This is a genomic window from Acinetobacter bouvetii, from assembly GCF_902753875.1.
In the GTDB taxonomy this organism is placed as follows: Bacteria; Pseudomonadota; Gammaproteobacteria; order Pseudomonadales; family Moraxellaceae; genus Acinetobacter; species Acinetobacter bouvetii_A.
Window position 1 is genome coordinate 1 of the sequence record NZ_CADDTS010000005.1, and the last position, 17271, is coordinate 17271.

Here is a 17271-nt window from a genome sequence, read left to right on the forward strand (position 1 = left end):
TCTAGAGTGAGATGAGTATAGTTCATGATGCAACTTTGACTTTGGTCGGTCGGAAGCAAAATGCTAGCTCATCTTGCTTCCTTCCAATAATTTAATCTCTGTTGCACTTCATTTGAGAATCTAAGAATTCAAGAAAACGCCTGATGTGGGCGTTTTTTATTGCCTAAAAATAGTGGACAAAAAAAATCCTAGATTTTGGGGGAAACCTAGGATTGAAATCGGGGATATTTATATCTTTTATAAGATGTTTAACCATCTCCTTGAAACTGATTATAGGAGAGCACTTTCAATTAATCATGTAGGTTATTGTATTCTAATGTAGAGTTTTATTGATAAATGTATTTTTAGTTTACAGTCATTTCTAAATGTTTAAAAAAGAATAGGGTAAGAGCAAGGTTCTTCAAAAGAGAAAGGAGTCTTAAGACTCCTTTTTTGACATTAGCAACTACGCGTTTCACTTGTTTTACGTAATTTTTTAGAGTAGTTCAAAAAGAAGTCCCTCAATAAAGAGGGATTCTTTTTAAATTAAAGCCTGCGCGAGCAAAGCTCTTGCCTTGCGTAATGTTCAAAGCAGCGCTCTATCTAATTACGCTCAGGCACAGCCTTCGCCTTGCGTTCGGGTGGAGCAGTATATTTTTGAGAATAAAAAAAGGAGCCTTTTTAGACTCCTTATAGACTATCGAAACTACGCGCTTCGCTTGTCTTTAATATCGTGCTTCAAATTAAAGCCTACGCACGCTTTCAGCGCTTGTCTTGCAGAAAAATAAGGCAGCGCCTTATTTTTCTTCAGGCTTTAGGCCTTCGGCTTTTTCCAAAGATTCATCATTACTGAAGAATTTTTCGCGTTGTTCTTCAAGAAACTTTTTCGCATCGGCTTCAAACACGTTTAAACGTTTCTCATTGATTAGCGTGGTTTGGTGTTTTAACCATTCTTGCCAAGCTTGTTTAGACACTGTGTCAAACAACTCTTGTCCCTTTGCGCCCGGGAATGGCGCAAAGTCTAAACCTTCCATTTCAGCCTGATATTTACGGCAAAAAACTTGTCGAGACATATCAATACTCCATTTAGCTTGAACAGTTATGCGTAAAGTTTTTCTAAACGCGCGTGCGCACGTTCAATCGCAGCTTCAACTTGAGCCGGTGCAGTACCACCAATGTGGTTACGGGCATTTACAGATGCTTCTAAAGTCAATGCTTTTTCAAATACATCCGCTTGAATCAGGTCAGAGAACTGTTGCAGCTGTTCAAGAGTAAGTTCAGATAGGTCTTTGCCTTCTTGAACGCCTAATGCAACCGCTTTACCGACAATTTCATGCGCATCACGGAATGCTACGCCATTTTTTACCAGGTAATCTGCCAAGTCAGTCGCTGTAGAGAAACCACGAAGTGCAGCTTCACGCATGATTTCGATGTTTGGAACCAAGGCAGGAATCATGTCAGCAAAAGCCATGAGTGAACCACGAACTGTATCGATGGCATCAAATAATGGCTCTTTGTCTTCCTGATTATCTTTGTTGTATGCCAAGGGTTGACCTTTCATTAGGGTCAACAGGCTCATCAAGTCACCATATACACGGCCAGTTTTACCACGAATCAGCTCAGGAACATCGGGATTTTTCTTCTGTGGCATGATGGAAGAGCCAGTGCAGAAACGGTCTGGAATATTCACAAATTTGAACTGCGCCGAAGTCCAAAGAATCATTTCTTCAGACATGCGCGACAAATGCATCATGATTAAAGATGCCGCCGCGTTGAATTCGATACCGAAGTCACGGTCAGATACGGCATCTAGTGAGTTTTCGGCAACTGCCTCAAAACCTAAAAGTTCAGCAGTATAAGCACGGTCGATTGGGTAAGTGGTGCCTGCAAGTGCAGCAGAACCCAATGGCATGCGGTTAGTACGTTTACGGCAGTCAATTAGACGTTCAGAATCACGCATCAGCATTTCAAACCAAGCCATTAAATGGTGTCCAAAAGTCACAGGCTGAGCAGTTTGCAGGTGAGTAAAGCCCGGCATAATGGTATTGGTGTTTTTCGCCGCCAAGCCCAAAATGCCTTTTTGTAATTTTTCCAGTAATTTTAAGATCGCATCAATTTCATCACGCACATATAAACGGATGTCTGTTGCGACCTGGTCGTTACGGCTACGGCCTGTGTGTAATTTTTTACCCGTAATGCCAATACGCTGAGTCAAACGCGACTCAATGTTCATGTGTACGTCTTCTAGGTCAACGCGCCACTCAAAGTTGCCTGCTTCAATTTCAGCTTTAATGGTGTTGAGACCATTGATGATGTCATCACGTTCTTGCTCTGTTAAAACGCCAACTTTTGCAAGCATGGTTGCATGTGCAATTGAACCTGCAATATCTTGTTTATAAAAGCGTTGGTCAAATTGAACAGATGCTGTAAATTCAGCAACAAAAGCATCAGTCGCTTCAGAGAAACGACCGCCCCACATACCCGAAGTTTGGGATTGTGATGGATTTGAGGAATTAGAAGATGTGGTCATATCGGCTCAATAAAATAAAAAGCAGTAATTTGAACAAGAGTATAGCAAATTCAGAATCACTTGCCGAAAAACAAGTCGATCCAGCTTCGGCATATACCGATGAAGGGAAAAATAATTACGCCTATTTTTTTACGAAAATAGGGCGTTGGCAACCTCTAATTGAATTATTTCTTGCCAGTAATATTCTGGCGATGCTTTTGGCTCTGGCGGAGGCGCAATCCTGGACCGCATTAAGTCTGGGCCGTGTAATGCAATATATTTTGTTTATTGACTGGGTTTTACTGGCTTTTGTTGCCCTGATTGAGTTTTTTCAGAAAAAAATTCAGCCCTTAAGTTTCGGACAGGCCTTGTGTGTAGGTTTTATTTTACTGCAGTTGATTATTCTCTTCACCACCATGGTGCTGAATGGCTTAATGTTTTTGGGTCAGCATTTTCAGCTGGAGCAGATGACTGCACCGATATTAATGCATGGCGTTATTCTGAATTTAAGTTATGGGGTCTTGATTGGCACTTTCTGTTTTCGTTATTTATATGTGCGTGAACAATGGGCACGCCAGCAAAATAGTGAACTGAATGCCCGAATTCAGGCCATGCAGGCGCGGATTCATCCACATTTTTTATTTAACAGCTTAAATACAGTAATCAGTTTGATTTCTATTGATCCGGATAAAGCTGAACAAATGTTACTGAATTTATCACAGCTATTTCGTGCAAGTTTTAAAGAACTTAAACTGGTGCGCTTAAAAGATGAAATTGAACTATGTCAGCGTTATTTGGCCATTGAGCAAATCCGTTTAGGAGATCGCTTACACGTCGAATGGAAATATGATGACGAGGTGCTTTTTTCTCAGGTACAAATTCCACTATTAACTTTACAACCTTTAGTTGAAAATAGTATTTTTCATGGAGTTGAAAAATTCTTAACAAAGAGTACGATAAGCATATTGGTCGAAATATTGCAAAATCAAGTCAATATAGTCATTACTAACCCTTATACACAGGATAAAATAAATTTACGACAGGGACATGGTATTGCAGTTGAAAATGTGAAACAGCGGCTTGAAGCTTATTATGGGCGCTCGGTCACATTTCAAACCTACGCGGGGAAGGGAATATTTACCACAGTAGTGCAATATCGATATAAATAAAAAATCATGGTTAACCTATAAAAAAAATGATGTTGACTGTGAAGGAGGAGAAATGGACATCCTAATTTGCGATGATGAGCCTCTCGCTGTAGAGCGTTTATCGCGCTTGGTCACCCAGCTAGGACATCAGGTTATTGCAACAGCTTCATATGGTCAGCAAGCAATTGAAATGACTCAATTCTATGAACCAGATGTGGTGCTGTTAGATATTCAGATGCCGGAAATGGATGGCTTGACTTGTGCCCAGCATTTGCGCCAGCTGGACCCTATGCCTGCCATCGTTTTTTGCACCGCCTATGATGCACATGCACTGGATGCATTCAAATCGAATGCGGAAGGCTATTTATTGAAACCAGTGATGCAGCAGGAATTGCAACAGGTACTCGATCACTTAACAAAACTGACTCAAGCTCAAATGAGCACTTTAAAACAAAAAGAAGATATGGACGAACTCAATATAAAACGTCACCAAATCGTGGCAAAAACCTATCGTGGTGTAGAACTGATTCCTGTAGAAAATATTTATTATTTTTTAGCAGATCAAAAATATGTCACGGTACGTCATAAAAATGGCAGTGTGCTGATTGATGAAACCTTAAAAGACCTGGAAAATGAATTTGGCGATCAATTTATTCGAATTCATCGAAATGCCTTGGTTTCAGTGCACTTTTTAGATGGTCTGGAAGTGATCAGTTCAGGGCAATATCAGGTACGTTGCCGTGAATTGGACGAACGCTTGGCGGTTAGCCGACGTCATCTGCCCAATTTAAGAGAACGTATCCAGAAGATGTAAATCTTTTTTCATGATTTTAGGTGACAACCGCAGTGCAAATTTACTTGCATTTTCTAGTCAGCGCGTTAAGTTTACACTATCGCACTTAATTGACTGTTTCCTGAATTTATGAAGATTTTGAAGATTGCAACTCGACAAAGCCCACTTGCGCTCTGGCAGGCGGAACATATTCGTGCCCGTTTAGAGGCATTACATGCTGATCTTAAAGTTGAGTTAGTAACCTTCGTGACTCAGGGTGACAAAATTCTGGATACCCCTTTGGCCAAGATTGGTGGAAAAGGTTTATTTGTTAAAGAGTTAGAGGCAGCTTTGCTGGATGGTCGAGCAGATTTGGCAGTACATTCAATGAAAGATGTGCCCATGAAATTGCCAGCCGGCTTATCACTCGCGGTAATCTGTGAGCGTGAAGATCCGCTAGATGCTTTTGTATCCAATCATTATTCAAGTTTTGATCAATTACCTCAAGGTGCGAAAGTTGGAACATCTAGCTTGCGCCGTAAAAGCCAGATTTTAAAAGCACGTCCCGATTTGGACATTATCGATTTGCGCGGCAATGTCGGAACACGATTATCTAAATTAGATTCAGGACTTTATGATGCCATTATTCTGGCCAGTGCAGGTTTAAAACGTTTAGGTCTGGCTGAACGTATTCGTCATACCTTACATGCCGAAGTCAGTTTGCCGGCAGTGGGACAAGGCGCCTTAGGTCTGGAATGCCGTGAAGGTGATCAGACCGTACTTGATCTGATTACACCACTTTTGCATCTGGAAACCGATGTTTGTGTACGTGCCGAACGTGCTTTCAATGCTTATCTGGAAGGCGGCTGTCAGGTTCCGATTGCCGGTTATGCCACATTAAATCAAGGTCAGATACACATTGAAGGTCGCGTAGGCAGTGTAGATGGTCTAACACTATTAAAAGCTGAACTCAGTGGAGAACCTGTACAGGCTGAGCAGCTAGGTATAGTACTTGCGCAAAAATTGCTGGAACAAGGCGCAGGTGAGTTGCTAAAAGCACTCTATTAGTATGCTGTTTATTAATACCCGTCCCTCAAACCGTGCCGAAAAATTGAGTCATGCCTTACGCATGGCCCATATTGAGGTTCTGGATTTGCCTTTATTGGAACTGATTGCTAGGCCCTGGTCAGAACCACTTATTGAGCTATATCAACAATTGCCTGCTACGCACGTGATTGTGGTGGTGAGTCCAACAGCCGTGGAAATAGGGATGGCGTATTTAGACCAGGCGTCCATTACACTGGATCAGCTTCAGCATATTCAGTGGATTGCTGTGGGTGAAACGACTGCTCAGGCTTTAGCCCAATATGGAATTACGGCGACGGTTCCTCTGGTGGAAACCTCAGAGGGGATGCTGCAATTACCTGTTTTGCAAAACCTGAATCCGAATCAAGGTATTGCTTTTTGGCGTGGCGAGGGCGGTCGTCAGTTTATGATGGAGCAGCTCAAACAACAGGGCATGCAGATTCTGAATTTTATTTTATATGAGCGCCGTTGTCCTTTATTCACACTGCAAAAACGTCCAGAAATAAGTGTCTTATTAGAAAAACAATCTCAGTATGCTATGGTAGTGAGTAGTGAAGCCAGTTGGCTGAATTGGCTTGAGCTGATGCAAGCTTATCCTCACATTATAGCAAAAGGTGATTATTTCGTTTTAGGTGAACGCTTGTATCAAGTTGTTTCAGATTATAAAAAAAATCACGCGACATGTTTTAATATCACGCGACTCTCTGATTTAAAAACAGATTCAATTTTGCAGCAGATTGCAGCTGTGCAAGGGAACACATGAAAAAAGCGCTCATTTTAATCCTTATTTTATGTCTGATCTGGATTATCAAATTAAGTTACGATGTATTTAATCTTTCTGCACAGCAAACAGAATTAAGCACAACATTGCATCAGATTGAACACGGAAACGCGAATTTAAACGATCAATTGGTTGCCTTGCAGCGTCAGGTAAATGTCACTGAGTCGTCTACAACGAAAGTCCCCCAAACAGAGCAAGAAACGAAAAACATAGCAGTTGCACATATTGATCCGATATTGCTGATTAAACAGCAGCTTGAGCTGATCGAATTCATGTTACAACAACAAAAAACGAATGAGGCTTTGGCTAAGTTAACCCAGCTCGATAACAACTTGGAACAATATGCTTTGGCACCAGCGCTAAAACAAAGTCTGCATCAGGTCATTGCCAAAGATCATCAAGTGATCCAGCAGTATGTGCGTGAAAAAATTGCGCAACAAATTAAAGTGGATGCCTTAATGCAACAACTGGATCGCGCAGTCACCCAGGAATTAAAACAGCCACAATTAACAGTCAATCAGGGGCAGACGAAGCATTTTTGGCAACGCTGGCTAGTGATTGAGCCGGCAAAACAACCTGCTGTTGCCTTAATCCAGCGTCCCGTGATCTTAAAAGAAGCACAGCTCAGATTATTATTAGCCCATCAGGCTTTGCAGCAGGGGCAATATGTAGAGTATCAAAAATCTCTGACAGAAATTATTCAATTGTTAAATCAAATCCCGGATGAAAAATCTCGGCAACTGATCCAAAGTATCCAAAAAATAAAAGGATTTACGCCTATTCCTATGCCAAGTTTAAATACGCGTGCATTATTGGGGTAATGATCAATGAAACAGATATTACTAGCCTATGTATTTATTAGCCTGATTATCATCGCGCTACTGAGTGTTTTAAGTTATGGCTATGGTTCGGGTTATGTTTATTTGTACTGGCGTGATTGGCAAATTCAAACCAATATTTGGATGCTCTTTATTTTTTTGGCCGGTTTAAGTTTATTTATTCAATTAATTTGGTTGTTTATTAAGCGTTATTTAACCAGAGAACAACGTAAGCTGGAAACAGTTTTTAATTTTAAAAATTTACATCCTTATGAACAGTTGGCAGTCGTTTGGTTATTAGAAGCTGCACAAGACCAGCATGATTTTATTCAGGATGTATTTTCTCAATCCGGCTTGTTAAAAAGTATTATCGGTTCCAGATTATATTGGATGCAGCAGCAATATCCCCAAGCCCTTGCAATTTTAAATCAAAGTAATGCCATGGCCTTTGAGTTGGCGGAAATCCAGCGTATTGAAATTTATCTTGCGCAAAATGACGCTGAGCAGGCATTAACGCATCTTGAGTTTTTAAATCAGCATGAACTTTCACCTTGGTTAAAAGATGTACAAAGTGCTTATGATTTAAAATTAACCGGTTTATGGGAACGGTTTGCACTGCAGTTTCCATGGATGTATTTGCGTTCGACTAAATATGGACATTTAGGGACAGATAAAAAACAGCAATGGTTGCAACAATTATTACTTGATTTTGATCAAGCCGATTTAGACAGTCTGCAAAATTTACAACAGCGTTATCTGGATCTGGAAGATCAGATTTATACGCGTAATTATGAAATTAAAAGTTTATGGTTAAAGCTGTTGGCGCGCATGCCAGAAATGAGTCAGCAACATGAAGAGTTGGCAGCACATTTACTCGATGAACAATTTAATCAGGATGTTTTTTATTTGTGGTTCCAGCAGCAATTATTGAAACAAAATCCGGATTATTTAGCGGTTGAGCAGCGTATCGATTATTGGGAAAGTAAATATCCTGCATTACCCATCTTTACTTTTGCCAAATGGCATATATATGAAGCGACAGCAAGAGTTGAAGAAGCAGAAAAACTGCTTGAATTATATCCAGATAATGTAATGCTGAATTATTTAAGAATTAAATCCACCTTAAAAGGTCAGGATGATTTAATTAAACAGTTGAATTTAATCTTTGAAAATAATGCTAATTTTGTTGAAATAAAAATTTAAGGATAAGAAATGTTAGATTTGTCAGATTATCCGGTGATTTATCCACAAACTGTGGCCTGGGGCGATATGGATGCTTTTGGTCATGTCAATAACGTCATGTATTATCGTTACATCGAAAGTGCCCGTATTTTTTATATGGATATGCTGAATATTTTCCAGCAGGATGTTTATACCGTTGTTGCATCAAATCAGTGCAAATATATTAGCCCGTTATTTTATCCAGATCAGCTTAAAATTGGTGTGCGTGTAGAAGAACTTCGTAATAGTGCATTTCGTATGAGTTATCTATTATGGAGTGAATCGCAACAAAAAAATGTTGCCATTGGTGAAGCGGTGATCGTTTGTGTAAATAAGGAAACAATGCTTAAAACGGAAATACCTGAAATTATTCATCATAGAATTACAGAAATTGAATTACAGGTTAAACATTTAATTTAAATTTTGTTAAAAAGGGTGTCCCAATAAGTTTATAAAGCAAAGATATTTTTTAAAAGATTAGACTTTATTTAAAAAAATTATATTGAATATTTCAAATATTAAAAATACTATAGCCACGTTTGAAATAAAAAAATATAAAACTTATTTGGAGTTAATATGATGCCGGACATTAGTAATTTATCTGTTGAAGAATTAAAACGCTTACAGGTTGAAGCGGAAGCATTAATTGCTTCTAAAAAAGATCAAGCTGTTGAAGATGCTTATCAGCAAATTTTAGATATTGCAGATAAAATCGGTTTAACGATTGAACAAATTTTAGAAGTTGGTACCTCTAAGCGTAAAAAAAGTACACGTAAATCTGTAGAGCCACGTTACCGCAGTAAAAAGAATCCGGCGGATACCTGGACAGGTCGTGGTAAACAGCCACGCTGGTTGGTTGCTGAACTTGAAAGCGGTGCCAAACTGGAAGATTTCCTTATTTGATGGAAAGATTCATCAGATGGTCATCCAATTGGATTAGATTAAAAAACCAAGCTTAAAAGCTTGGTTTTTTTATATCTATTTTTTATCTCTTGGAATTGGCGTTGCGGAAAAAGTGTGCATAATGGGAGGAGAAAGAAAATATTAGTATCCAAGGAAGAATAATCGATATGTTGGTCGTGGTGGGATGATAAAGAAACCCAAATACATCACGTGGTGGATATTTGCCATCGGCGTTTTTTTTATTTTTGTATTACTCCAAATTCCAGCGGCTTGGCTCATTTCAAAATTTTATAAAAATAACCAGGTCTTGCAAAATGTAAGCGGAAATATTTGGCAGGGGCAAGCAGATTGGCATACAGGTAATCTAAGAGGGTCGCTCAGTTGGAAAACACGGCCACTGGATCTCTTTTTGTTGCGTTTAGGGGCAAATGTAGAAATCCATAGTGGAAATACCCAGCTGGATGCAGTTGCTGGTTATGGTTTTGGAAAAAAAATTATTATTCATCATTTAAATGGTCAAATCGCGCCAGAAACCCTAAAAAATCTGGTGGAATGGCAGTGGCCTGCCAATCCTATTCAGCTTCAGGATGTTGATTTTAATTTTAAAAAAGAACAGGGTTTTAGCCAGTCTGAAGGTCAATTGCAATGGGCGGGCGGGGAGATGATTTATACCTATGCTCAGCGCCAAGATCGTATGAATATCCCGTCCTTAAAAGGCAAGCTCGCGGATGAAAATAACAAATTAATGTTTGATATTCGCGATCAGCGAGATCAGAAGCTGATTGCATTGGAACTGGATCAAAACTTAATGCTGGATGTGCAATTGACGCAGCGTTTACTTCTTAATATTGCTTCCTATGAAGGTAAAGCCGGTTTGGATACCTACGTGATTAGTTCACGACAACCTTTATTTAAAGGTGGTTTCTAATGAACGGGTGGATTGAAAAACTGCAACGATTGAATTGGAAGCAAGCGGATCGAATTGCACCGGTAGTATTGGTCTTATTGATTTTATATTTATGCTGGAAGCTGGCGAATATCTTTTGGTTATTGGTAGCCCCACCTCAGGTCATGCAAGTAGAGCGTGTGGAATTGGGTTCGCAGCAAGTGCAAGTTCCCAATATCTCTTCCTTTGCCCTATTTCAGGAAGTGGGAAAAAGTGCGGCGGCGGACGAAAATATCAACCTGATGCTGCAAGGTGTCGTGGTTGGCTATCCGAACCAGTTTTCTTCTGCCGTGATTAAAGTTAATGATGTCGCTGATCGTTATCAGGTGGGTGAAACTATTGCTACGACGGCTTATCAGTTGGCTGAAGTGTATTGGGATCGGGTGGTTTTGCGCCAAAGTAATGGCAGTACCCGGGAACTACAATTTAAAGGCATTGAAAATGGGCTGGATCAAAGCATTGTGCCGCCTGCACAGAACAATGCCGCATTCAACAGTCCGTCTGCAAATAATCAGTCTGCACCTGCAATGCCTAATCCTAGCCCTGAGCAAGGGGCCTTGGGACAGGCGGTACAAAAAATGCAGGAAGACCGTGAACAATATTTAAAAGATATGGGGGTAAATGCTGCAACGGGTGGTTATGAAGTGACCGCCAGAACACCTGCAGCATTACGCAATAAACTGGGCTTGCAGCCTGGTGATCGCATTATGTCTTTAAATGGACAAACTGTGGGACAGGGGCAGAGTGAAGCTCAACTGTTAGAGCAGGCTCGGCGTGAAGGTCGGGTGAAACTGGAAATAAAGCGTGGTGATCAGGTGATGACCATACAACAAGATTTTTAAGTGATGCATCGTCACATTACAGGATTAGGAAGCACGGAACTTTATGGCTTTATTTAATCATCGTCCAGCTTGGGCTTTATTCGCAGCTGCACCCCTGATTGCAATAGTGAGTACTGCTACTCATGCGCAAACATGGAAAATAAACTTACGTGATGCTGATTTAACTGCATTTATTAATGAAGTTGCCGATATTACCGGGAAAAATTTTGCGGTTGATCCACGGGTACGTGGTAATGTGACGGTCATTTCCAATAAACCTTTAAATAAGGCCGAAGTTTACGATTTATTTTTAGGGGTACTGAATGTTAATGGTGTCGTCGCTATCCCTTCCGGTAATACCATTAAACTGGTGCCGGATAGCAATGTAAAAAGTTCCGGGGTGCCTTATGACGGTAAACACCGTGCCACAGGTGATCAGGTCGTGACGCGGGTCATCTGGCTGGAAAACACCAATCCGAATGATTTGATTCCGGCTTTGCGCCCCTTAATGCCGCAGTTTGCCAATTTATCGGCAGTGGCAGGAACCAATGCACTGATTGTTTCAGACCGTGCCAACAATATTTACCAGCTGGAAACCATTATTCGCAATCTGGATGGGACTGGGCAAAATGATATTGAAGCGGTGGCCCTGCAATCCAGTCAGGCTGAAGAAATGATTGGTTTGCTGGAGTCGATGAGCTCGACTGGTGCAGCTAAAGATTTCAAAGGTTCACGGATTCGGATTATTGCTGATACCCGGACCAATCGTATTGTACTGAAAGGCGATACTGCGACGCGTAAACGTCTGCGTCAAATGATTGAAATGCTGGATGTACCGGCGGCGGATCGTTTGGGTGGTTTGAAAGTCTTTCGCTTAAAATATGCCAGTGCCAAAAATCTGGCGGAAATTTTACAGGGTCTGGTGACTGGGCAATCGGTTTCCAGTAGCAGCAGTTCAAATGGTTCATCATCTAGCAGCAACCCGGTGATGAATAGTTCTAACAATAATAATTCAAATAGCGGTTCTTCCAGTATATCGACCCCTAGTATTAATCTGGGCGGCAGTTCCAATAACAATACCCAAAACATCACCAGCTTTAATGCCAATGGTGTCAGCATTATTGCCGATGACAGTCAAAACTCTTTGGTGGTCAAAGCCGATCCGCAGCTGATGCGTGAGATTGAATCGGCCATTCAACAGCTGGATATTCGTCGTCAACAGGTCTTGATTGAAGCGGCGATTATTGAAGTGGAAGGCAATGATGCCGATCAGCTTGGTGTGCAATGGGCTTTGGGGGATTTAAGCAGTGGTATCGGGCTGATCAACTTTAGTAATGTTGGGTCAAGTATCGCAGAACTTGCTGCGGGTTATGTTGCCGGTGGAGCAGCTGGTGCAGCAGCCAAGTTGGGTACAGGAACTTCATTGGTATTGGGTGATTATAAAGAAGGTGATAATGGCTCGCGTAAGTTGTATGGGGCATTGATTCAGGCCTTAAAGAGCAAAACCAAATCCAATTTACTGTCTACACCATCCATTGTGACCATGGATAATGCGGAAGCCTATATTGTCGTGGGTCAGAACGTGCCTTTCGTCACCGGTTCGGCAACCACGACTTCGGCGGGCTTGAACCCTTATACAACGGTCGAGCGTAAAGATGTCGGCGTGACTTTAAAGGTTGTGCCGCATATTGGTGAAGGTGGCTCGGTTCGCTTGGAAGTGGAACAGGAAGTCTCTGCCGTGCAGGATAAAGGTCAGGCGCAGGATCTGGTGACTAGTAAGCGTGCCATCAAAACCTCAATTTTGGCTGAACATGGCCAGACCATTGTCTTAGGTGGTTTAATTTCTGATAACTCGATTCATTCGCGGCAATCGGTTCCGGGTTTGGGAGCTATTCCGGGTCTGGGGCGTCTGTTCCGTGCAGATGCCAAATCTAATGAGAAGCGTAATTTGCTGGTCTTCATTCATCCAACCATTGTGGGGGATAGTCAGGATGTGCGCCGGTTGTCGCAGCAACGTTATAGTCAGTTATACAGTTTGCAGCTGGCGATGGATCAGGATGGAACTTTTGCCAAATTACCGGAAAATATTGACGATGTTTATCAGCAGCGCCTTCCGGTCACGCCTTCGGCATCGAAAGTGCCGAACTATCAAACTGTGCCATCGGCTACCCAGATTCAACCGAATGCAGCTGCGTTTACCACACCAGTTGCAATTGAGCCGGTAGTGCAAAAACAAAGGGTTGCTACGCCTGTTACTGAAGTGGAAAAAACCAAAAACACTGTGACGACCACCACCATTCGTTCAGGTTCTTAACAGAGTAGGCAAAGAATTGAAGATTTACCATGCTATGATGGGAAAAAATCACAAAGAGAAGTGCATTTCATGACTTGGAAAATACAAGCAATTACCGGTGAATTGACGGGACAGGAAATCAGCATCGACCGTGATATGTTGGTCGGTCGTCATCAGAGTGCTGATATTGTCTTGCAGGCGGGGGAGGTTTCACGCAAACACGCCGCTTTCTTGCTCAAAGATGGGGCTTTATGGGTACAAGACTTGAACTCGTCGAATGGTACCTTTGTTAATGACTTGCGTATTGAACATGACACCTTATTGAAGCAGGGTGATATTGTGCAGTTTGCCGGTTTAAAATTTTCTGTTCTGGAACCTGCAAAAGAGCTGCTAATAGATGCAGTGGAACCCGTTACGGATACATCTACAAATGTTGTAGACATAAAACAGCCTTCAGAAGCTGTTGCTACTTCTGAAACTGCAGCTGCAGCCGCGGAATCTGCGCCGAAAACAGCTGCCCAACAAATGAATGACCAGGGAATGCCTGAACTGACTGAGCGTGATGCTAATGTTCAGGTCAGTCGTGATGGCATGCCACAAGGTGTGGCTATCCCTAAACCTGCCCCTATTCCTGAAGGGGTAGATGTTAACGCACAAGCTGAACCGAAGCCGGTGGCCATTGAAGAGCCAGTGTCTCGTGTGGAACTGGAAAAAACCGAGCAAAAAAATGCATCAGTGGGGCTAATCTCCATTATTGTCCTGATTATTCTTGCAATCATTGCCTGGTTATTATTTAAATAAGGCAGCATGCGACATACAATTAAGGCATGCCATCGCATGCCTTAATTTTTTTGGGATGTGCAAAAAAGGAATCATGAGAGGAAAAAGATGTCTGTAGCAAAATTGGCCAGCCGGGAACTGATTTTATTTGACCTGGATGGCACTTTGGTTGATTCCGCATTTGATTTATATCGTGCCATGAATATGAGCCTGAATGCCTTGCAGTTGCCGACAGTGACTGAGCAGCAGGTACGAACCTGGATTGGCAAGGGGACTTCACTTTTTTGTCATAGCACCTTGCAATATCTCACTGGTAAGGTGGATCCCGCGCAACATCAAAAATTATTAGCAACCTTTTTAGACATTTATAATGCCGAGCCTTGTCTGGACACCAAACCTTTTGCGGGGATTATTGAATTTCTGGACTGGGGCTTGCAGCAGCACAAGAAAATGATCTGTGTGACCAACAAGCCTGAGCAGCCTGCCCGCATGATTGTCGAGACTTTGGGGTTGAGTAAATATTTTGTCGATGTGATTGGCGGGGACCGTTTTGAAGAACGCAAGCCGCATCCACGTCAGTTATTGTTCTGTATTGATGAGTATGCTGTGACGGCTGCAGAAACTTTAATGATTGGCGACTCCAGCAATGATGTGGAGGCTGCACGCCGTGCTGGAGTTGATTGTATTGTGGTGAGCTATGGCTATAATCATGGAGAAGATATTCATGCTTGCCAGCCACAGCAAGTGGTCGACAACCTGACAGAATTACTTGCGTAATCATTTAAAAATTAGGGATCGTGGAATGAGAGATGATATGGTTTTTCGATGGCGACACTAAGTCAGATAACACGAAAACAAACTTAAACCCGCCAATATCGAAAACATAGAGAATACTCATGACAACTCAAGCTCAATTTGACCAGTTAAAATCTGCCGGTTATAACCTGATTCCGGTATATCGCCAGCGTTTGGCCGATACGGAAACCCCGCTTTCTGTATTCGCCCGTTTAAAAGACCATAGCCAGGCTTATCTGTTTGAATCGGTTGAAGGGGGCGAAAATTGGGCGCGTTATTCCATCATTGGTTTGGGTGAATCTACGGTCTTTTCTTGCAATCAGGGCGTACTTACGGTGCAGCAGGCAGATGGTTCTATCGAAACTCAGACTTGTAGTGATCCATTTCAATATATCCGTGATTTCCAGTCTCAGTTTCATGTGCCGACTCAAAAAGACTTACCGGCCTTGCCAAGTTTTACTGGTGGCTTGGTGGGTTACTTTGGTTATGACTCTGTCCGCTATATCGAACCACGTTTGAAGAATGTGCCGGAAGCAGACCCGGTGGGTCTGCCTGATATCTGGATGATGCTGTCTAAAACCGTCATCGTATTTGATAACTTAAAAGACACCTTATTCTTAATCGTGCATGCAGATGTGCAGGATGCAGAGGCCTATAGCAAGGCGCAACAACAATTAGATGAACTTGAAGCGATACTGGCACAGCCTGTCAGCCTGCAAGCCAAGAAACATACGGCACCGCATTTTGAATCATTGACTGGTAAAGAAAAGTTCCTTGAGTCGATTGAAACGGTCAAAGAATACATTCGCGCTGGTGATGTGATGCAGGTGGTGCCTGGACATCGCATGGTTTCAGATTTTGATGGCGAGCCGTTACAGGTGTATCGCGCACTACGTCACCTCAATCCATCGCCATATTTATTTCTGGTGCAAGGGCAAACCCTGGATAATCAGAAGCCATTCCATATAGTCGGTTCTTCGCCTGAAATTTTATCGCGTCTGGAAAATGGCATTGCCACTGTGCGTCCTTTAGCCGGGACACGTCCACGCGGGAAAACCAAAGAAGAAGACTTGGCCTTGGAAAAAGACCTGCTTGCCGATGAAAAAGAGATTGCAGAACATTTAATGCTGATTGATCTGGGTCGCAATGATGTTGGCCGTGTGTCAAAAATTGGCAAAGTGCAAGTCACTGATCGCATGGTGATCGAGCGTTATTCACATGTGATGCATATTGTGTCCAATGTTCAGGGTGAAGTGCTGGATGATGTGGATGCCTTGGATGTATTTAAAGCCACTTTCCCGGCAGGTACGCTTTCTGGGGCACCAAAAATTCGTGCCATGGAAATTATTGACGAAGTTGAGCCGGTAAAACGCGGAATTTTTGGCGGTGCGGTTGGTTATTTGGGCTGGCACGGTGAAATGGACATGTCGATTGTCATTCGAACCTGTGTAATTCGTGAAAATAAGGTCTATGTTCAGGCCGGGGCAGGGCTAGTTGCAGACTCAAATCCTGAATCTGAGTGGAATGAAACCCAAATAAAAGCTCGCGCAGTGATCAAAGCGGTTGAATTATCATCAAACGGATTGATTTTGTGAGTTTTTGGCAGTTTTTTTCAAAAAAACACTTGCATGGTTTCTGAGTTTTGCTAAACTGCACACCGTTCCGATACGAAACGTACGAAACACTAAGAAAAGCCGGCATAGCTCAGTTGGTAGAGCAACTGACTTGTAATCAGTAGGTCCACAGTTCGAATCCGTGTGCCGGCACCATCTTAGATGGTTTGAGTAGTTGAGTAAAGGACGACACTGAAAGTAAGTGTAAAATGGTGAGATTCCCGAGCGGTCAAAGGGAACAGACTGTAACTCTGTCGCGTAAGCTTCGAAGGTTCGAATCCTTCTCTCACCACCAATTTTAAGCTTCAATAAGTGGTTTGTACCAACATCGTGCGGGAGTAGCTCAGTTGGTAGAGCGGTAGCCTTCCAAGCTACATGTCGCGAGTTCGACCCTCGTCTCCCGCTCCATTGAAGCATTAATATTTGCTCTTATAGCTCAGTGGTAGAGCACTCCCTTGGTAAGGGAGAGGTCTCGAGTTCAAATCTCGATAAGAGCTCCAAATACAGTTTAGTGGTTTTTACCACACAAGATTCAAAAAGCAGGCTTATTAGTCTGCTTTTCAAGTATTGGGTGTTTGGTTTTTTAAAGCGATAAGTCGATGCTGAGTTTTGCTCAGAATTGTGTTCGACGTAAACGAGGAATATAAACATGGCTAAGGCTAAGTACGAACGTAATAAGCCACACGTAAACGTGGGCACAATTGGTCACGTCGACCATGGTAAAACTACTTTAACTGCTGCAATTGCAACTATCTGTGCAAAAACTTACGGCGGTGAAGCGAAAGATTACGCAGCAATTGACTCTG

The 17271-nt window shown here is 42.2% G+C and carries 17 protein-coding genes and 4 tRNA genes; 19 read left to right on the top strand and 2 right to left on the bottom strand.

What is annotated here, in order from left to right:
• Positions 1–776: 776 nt before the first annotated feature.
• Positions 777–1052: an oxidative damage protection protein gene (locus FB6_RS01170; RefSeq protein ID WP_174558252.1), complete on the bottom strand. Its 276-nt coding sequence runs from the start codon at positions 1050–1052 to the stop codon at positions 777–779.
• 26 nt (positions 1053–1078) lie between these two features.
• The gene (gene argH, locus FB6_RS01175) at positions 1079–2509 is read right to left on the bottom strand and encodes an argininosuccinate lyase (RefSeq protein WP_174558253.1); all 1431 of its coding nucleotides are present in this window, start codon (positions 2507–2509) and stop codon (positions 1079–1081) included.
• On the opposite strand from argH, the gene FB6_RS01180 reads away from it, so the two are divergent.
• The 19 genes from FB6_RS01180 to FB6_RS01270 form a co-directional block, all read left to right on the top strand.
• The gene (locus tag FB6_RS01180) at positions 2500–3657 is read left to right on the top strand and encodes a sensor histidine kinase (protein ID WP_174558254.1); all 1158 of its coding nucleotides are present in this window, start codon (positions 2500–2502) and stop codon (positions 3655–3657) included. The genes argH and FB6_RS01180 overlap by 10 nt on opposite strands.
• A 52-nt stretch (positions 3658–3709) precedes the next feature.
• Positions 3710–4450: a LytR/AlgR family response regulator transcription factor gene (locus FB6_RS01185; RefSeq protein WP_174558255.1), complete on the top strand. Its 741-nt coding sequence runs from the start codon at positions 3710–3712 to the stop codon at positions 4448–4450.
• Between the two features lie 108 nt (positions 4451–4558).
• Positions 4559–5476: a hydroxymethylbilane synthase gene (hemC, locus tag FB6_RS01190; RefSeq protein WP_174558256.1), complete on the top strand. Its 918-nt coding sequence runs from the start codon at positions 4559–4561 to the stop codon at positions 5474–5476.
• 1 nt (position 5477) lies between these two features.
• Complete coding sequence (locus tag FB6_RS01195) at positions 5478–6257, top strand: uroporphyrinogen-III synthase (protein ID WP_174558257.1); 780 nt, start codon at positions 5478–5480, stop codon at positions 6255–6257.
• Entirely contained in the window at positions 6254–7096 is an 843-nt protein-coding gene (locus tag FB6_RS01200) for a hypothetical protein (RefSeq protein ID WP_174558258.1), read from the top strand. Before FB6_RS01195 ends, FB6_RS01200 begins: the two co-directional genes overlap by 4 nt.
• 6 nt (positions 7097–7102) lie before the next feature.
• Positions 7103–8296, top strand: a complete 1194-nt coding sequence (locus FB6_RS01205) for a heme biosynthesis protein HemY (RefSeq protein ID WP_174558259.1) — start codon at positions 7103–7105, stop codon at positions 8294–8296.
• 9 nt (positions 8297–8305) lie between these two features.
• Positions 8306–8734, top strand: a complete 429-nt coding sequence (locus FB6_RS01210) for an acyl-CoA thioesterase (protein WP_174558260.1) — start codon at positions 8306–8308, stop codon at positions 8732–8734.
• A gap of 156 nt (positions 8735–8890) precedes the next feature.
• Entirely contained in the window at positions 8891–9217 is a 327-nt protein-coding gene (locus FB6_RS01215) for an H-NS histone family protein (RefSeq protein WP_174558261.1), read from the top strand.
• A gap of 184 nt (positions 9218–9401) precedes the next feature.
• Positions 9402–10145: a type II secretion system protein N gene (gene gspN / locus FB6_RS01220; RefSeq protein ID WP_174558262.1), complete on the top strand. Its 744-nt coding sequence runs from the start codon at positions 9402–9404 to the stop codon at positions 10143–10145.
• The gene (locus FB6_RS01225) at positions 10145–11005 is read left to right on the top strand and encodes a type II secretion system protein N (RefSeq protein ID WP_174558263.1); all 861 of its coding nucleotides are present in this window, start codon (positions 10145–10147) and stop codon (positions 11003–11005) included. Before gspN ends, FB6_RS01225 begins: the two co-directional genes overlap by 1 nt.
• 43 nt (positions 11006–11048) lie before the next feature.
• Positions 11049–13298 carry a type II secretion system secretin GspD gene (gene gspD, locus FB6_RS01230; protein ID WP_174558264.1) on the top strand — a complete coding sequence of 750 codons (2250 nt, stop codon included), beginning with the start codon at positions 11049–11051 and terminating at the stop codon, positions 13296–13298.
• A 69-nt stretch (positions 13299–13367) separates the two neighbouring features.
• Entirely contained in the window at positions 13368–14078 is a 711-nt protein-coding gene (locus FB6_RS01235) for an FHA domain-containing protein (protein ID WP_174558265.1), read from the top strand.
• Between the two features lie 87 nt (positions 14079–14165).
• A complete protein-coding gene (locus tag FB6_RS01240) occupies positions 14166–14834 on the top strand; it encodes an HAD-IA family hydrolase (protein ID WP_174558266.1) in 669 nt (222 codons plus the stop codon).
• Between the two features lie 119 nt (positions 14835–14953).
• Positions 14954–16447 (top strand): anthranilate synthase component I, encoded by a 1494-nt coding sequence (gene trpE, locus FB6_RS01245; protein WP_174558267.1) that lies wholly within the window; start codon positions 14954–14956, stop codon positions 16445–16447.
• Between the two features lie 98 nt (positions 16448–16545).
• A tRNA-Thr gene (locus FB6_RS01250) sits at positions 16546–16621 on the top strand.
• 55 nt (positions 16622–16676) lie between these two features.
• Positions 16677–16760 (top strand) — tRNA-Tyr (locus FB6_RS01255).
• 37 nt (positions 16761–16797) lie between these two features.
• Positions 16798–16873, top strand: a tRNA-Gly gene (locus tag FB6_RS01260).
• A gap of 17 nt (positions 16874–16890) precedes the next feature.
• A tRNA-Thr gene (locus tag FB6_RS01265) sits at positions 16891–16965 on the top strand.
• A gap of 149 nt (positions 16966–17114) precedes the next feature.
• Positions 17115–17271: GTP-binding protein (locus tag FB6_RS01270; protein WP_254592175.1), on the top strand; the 157-nt coding region annotated here is incomplete at its 3' end.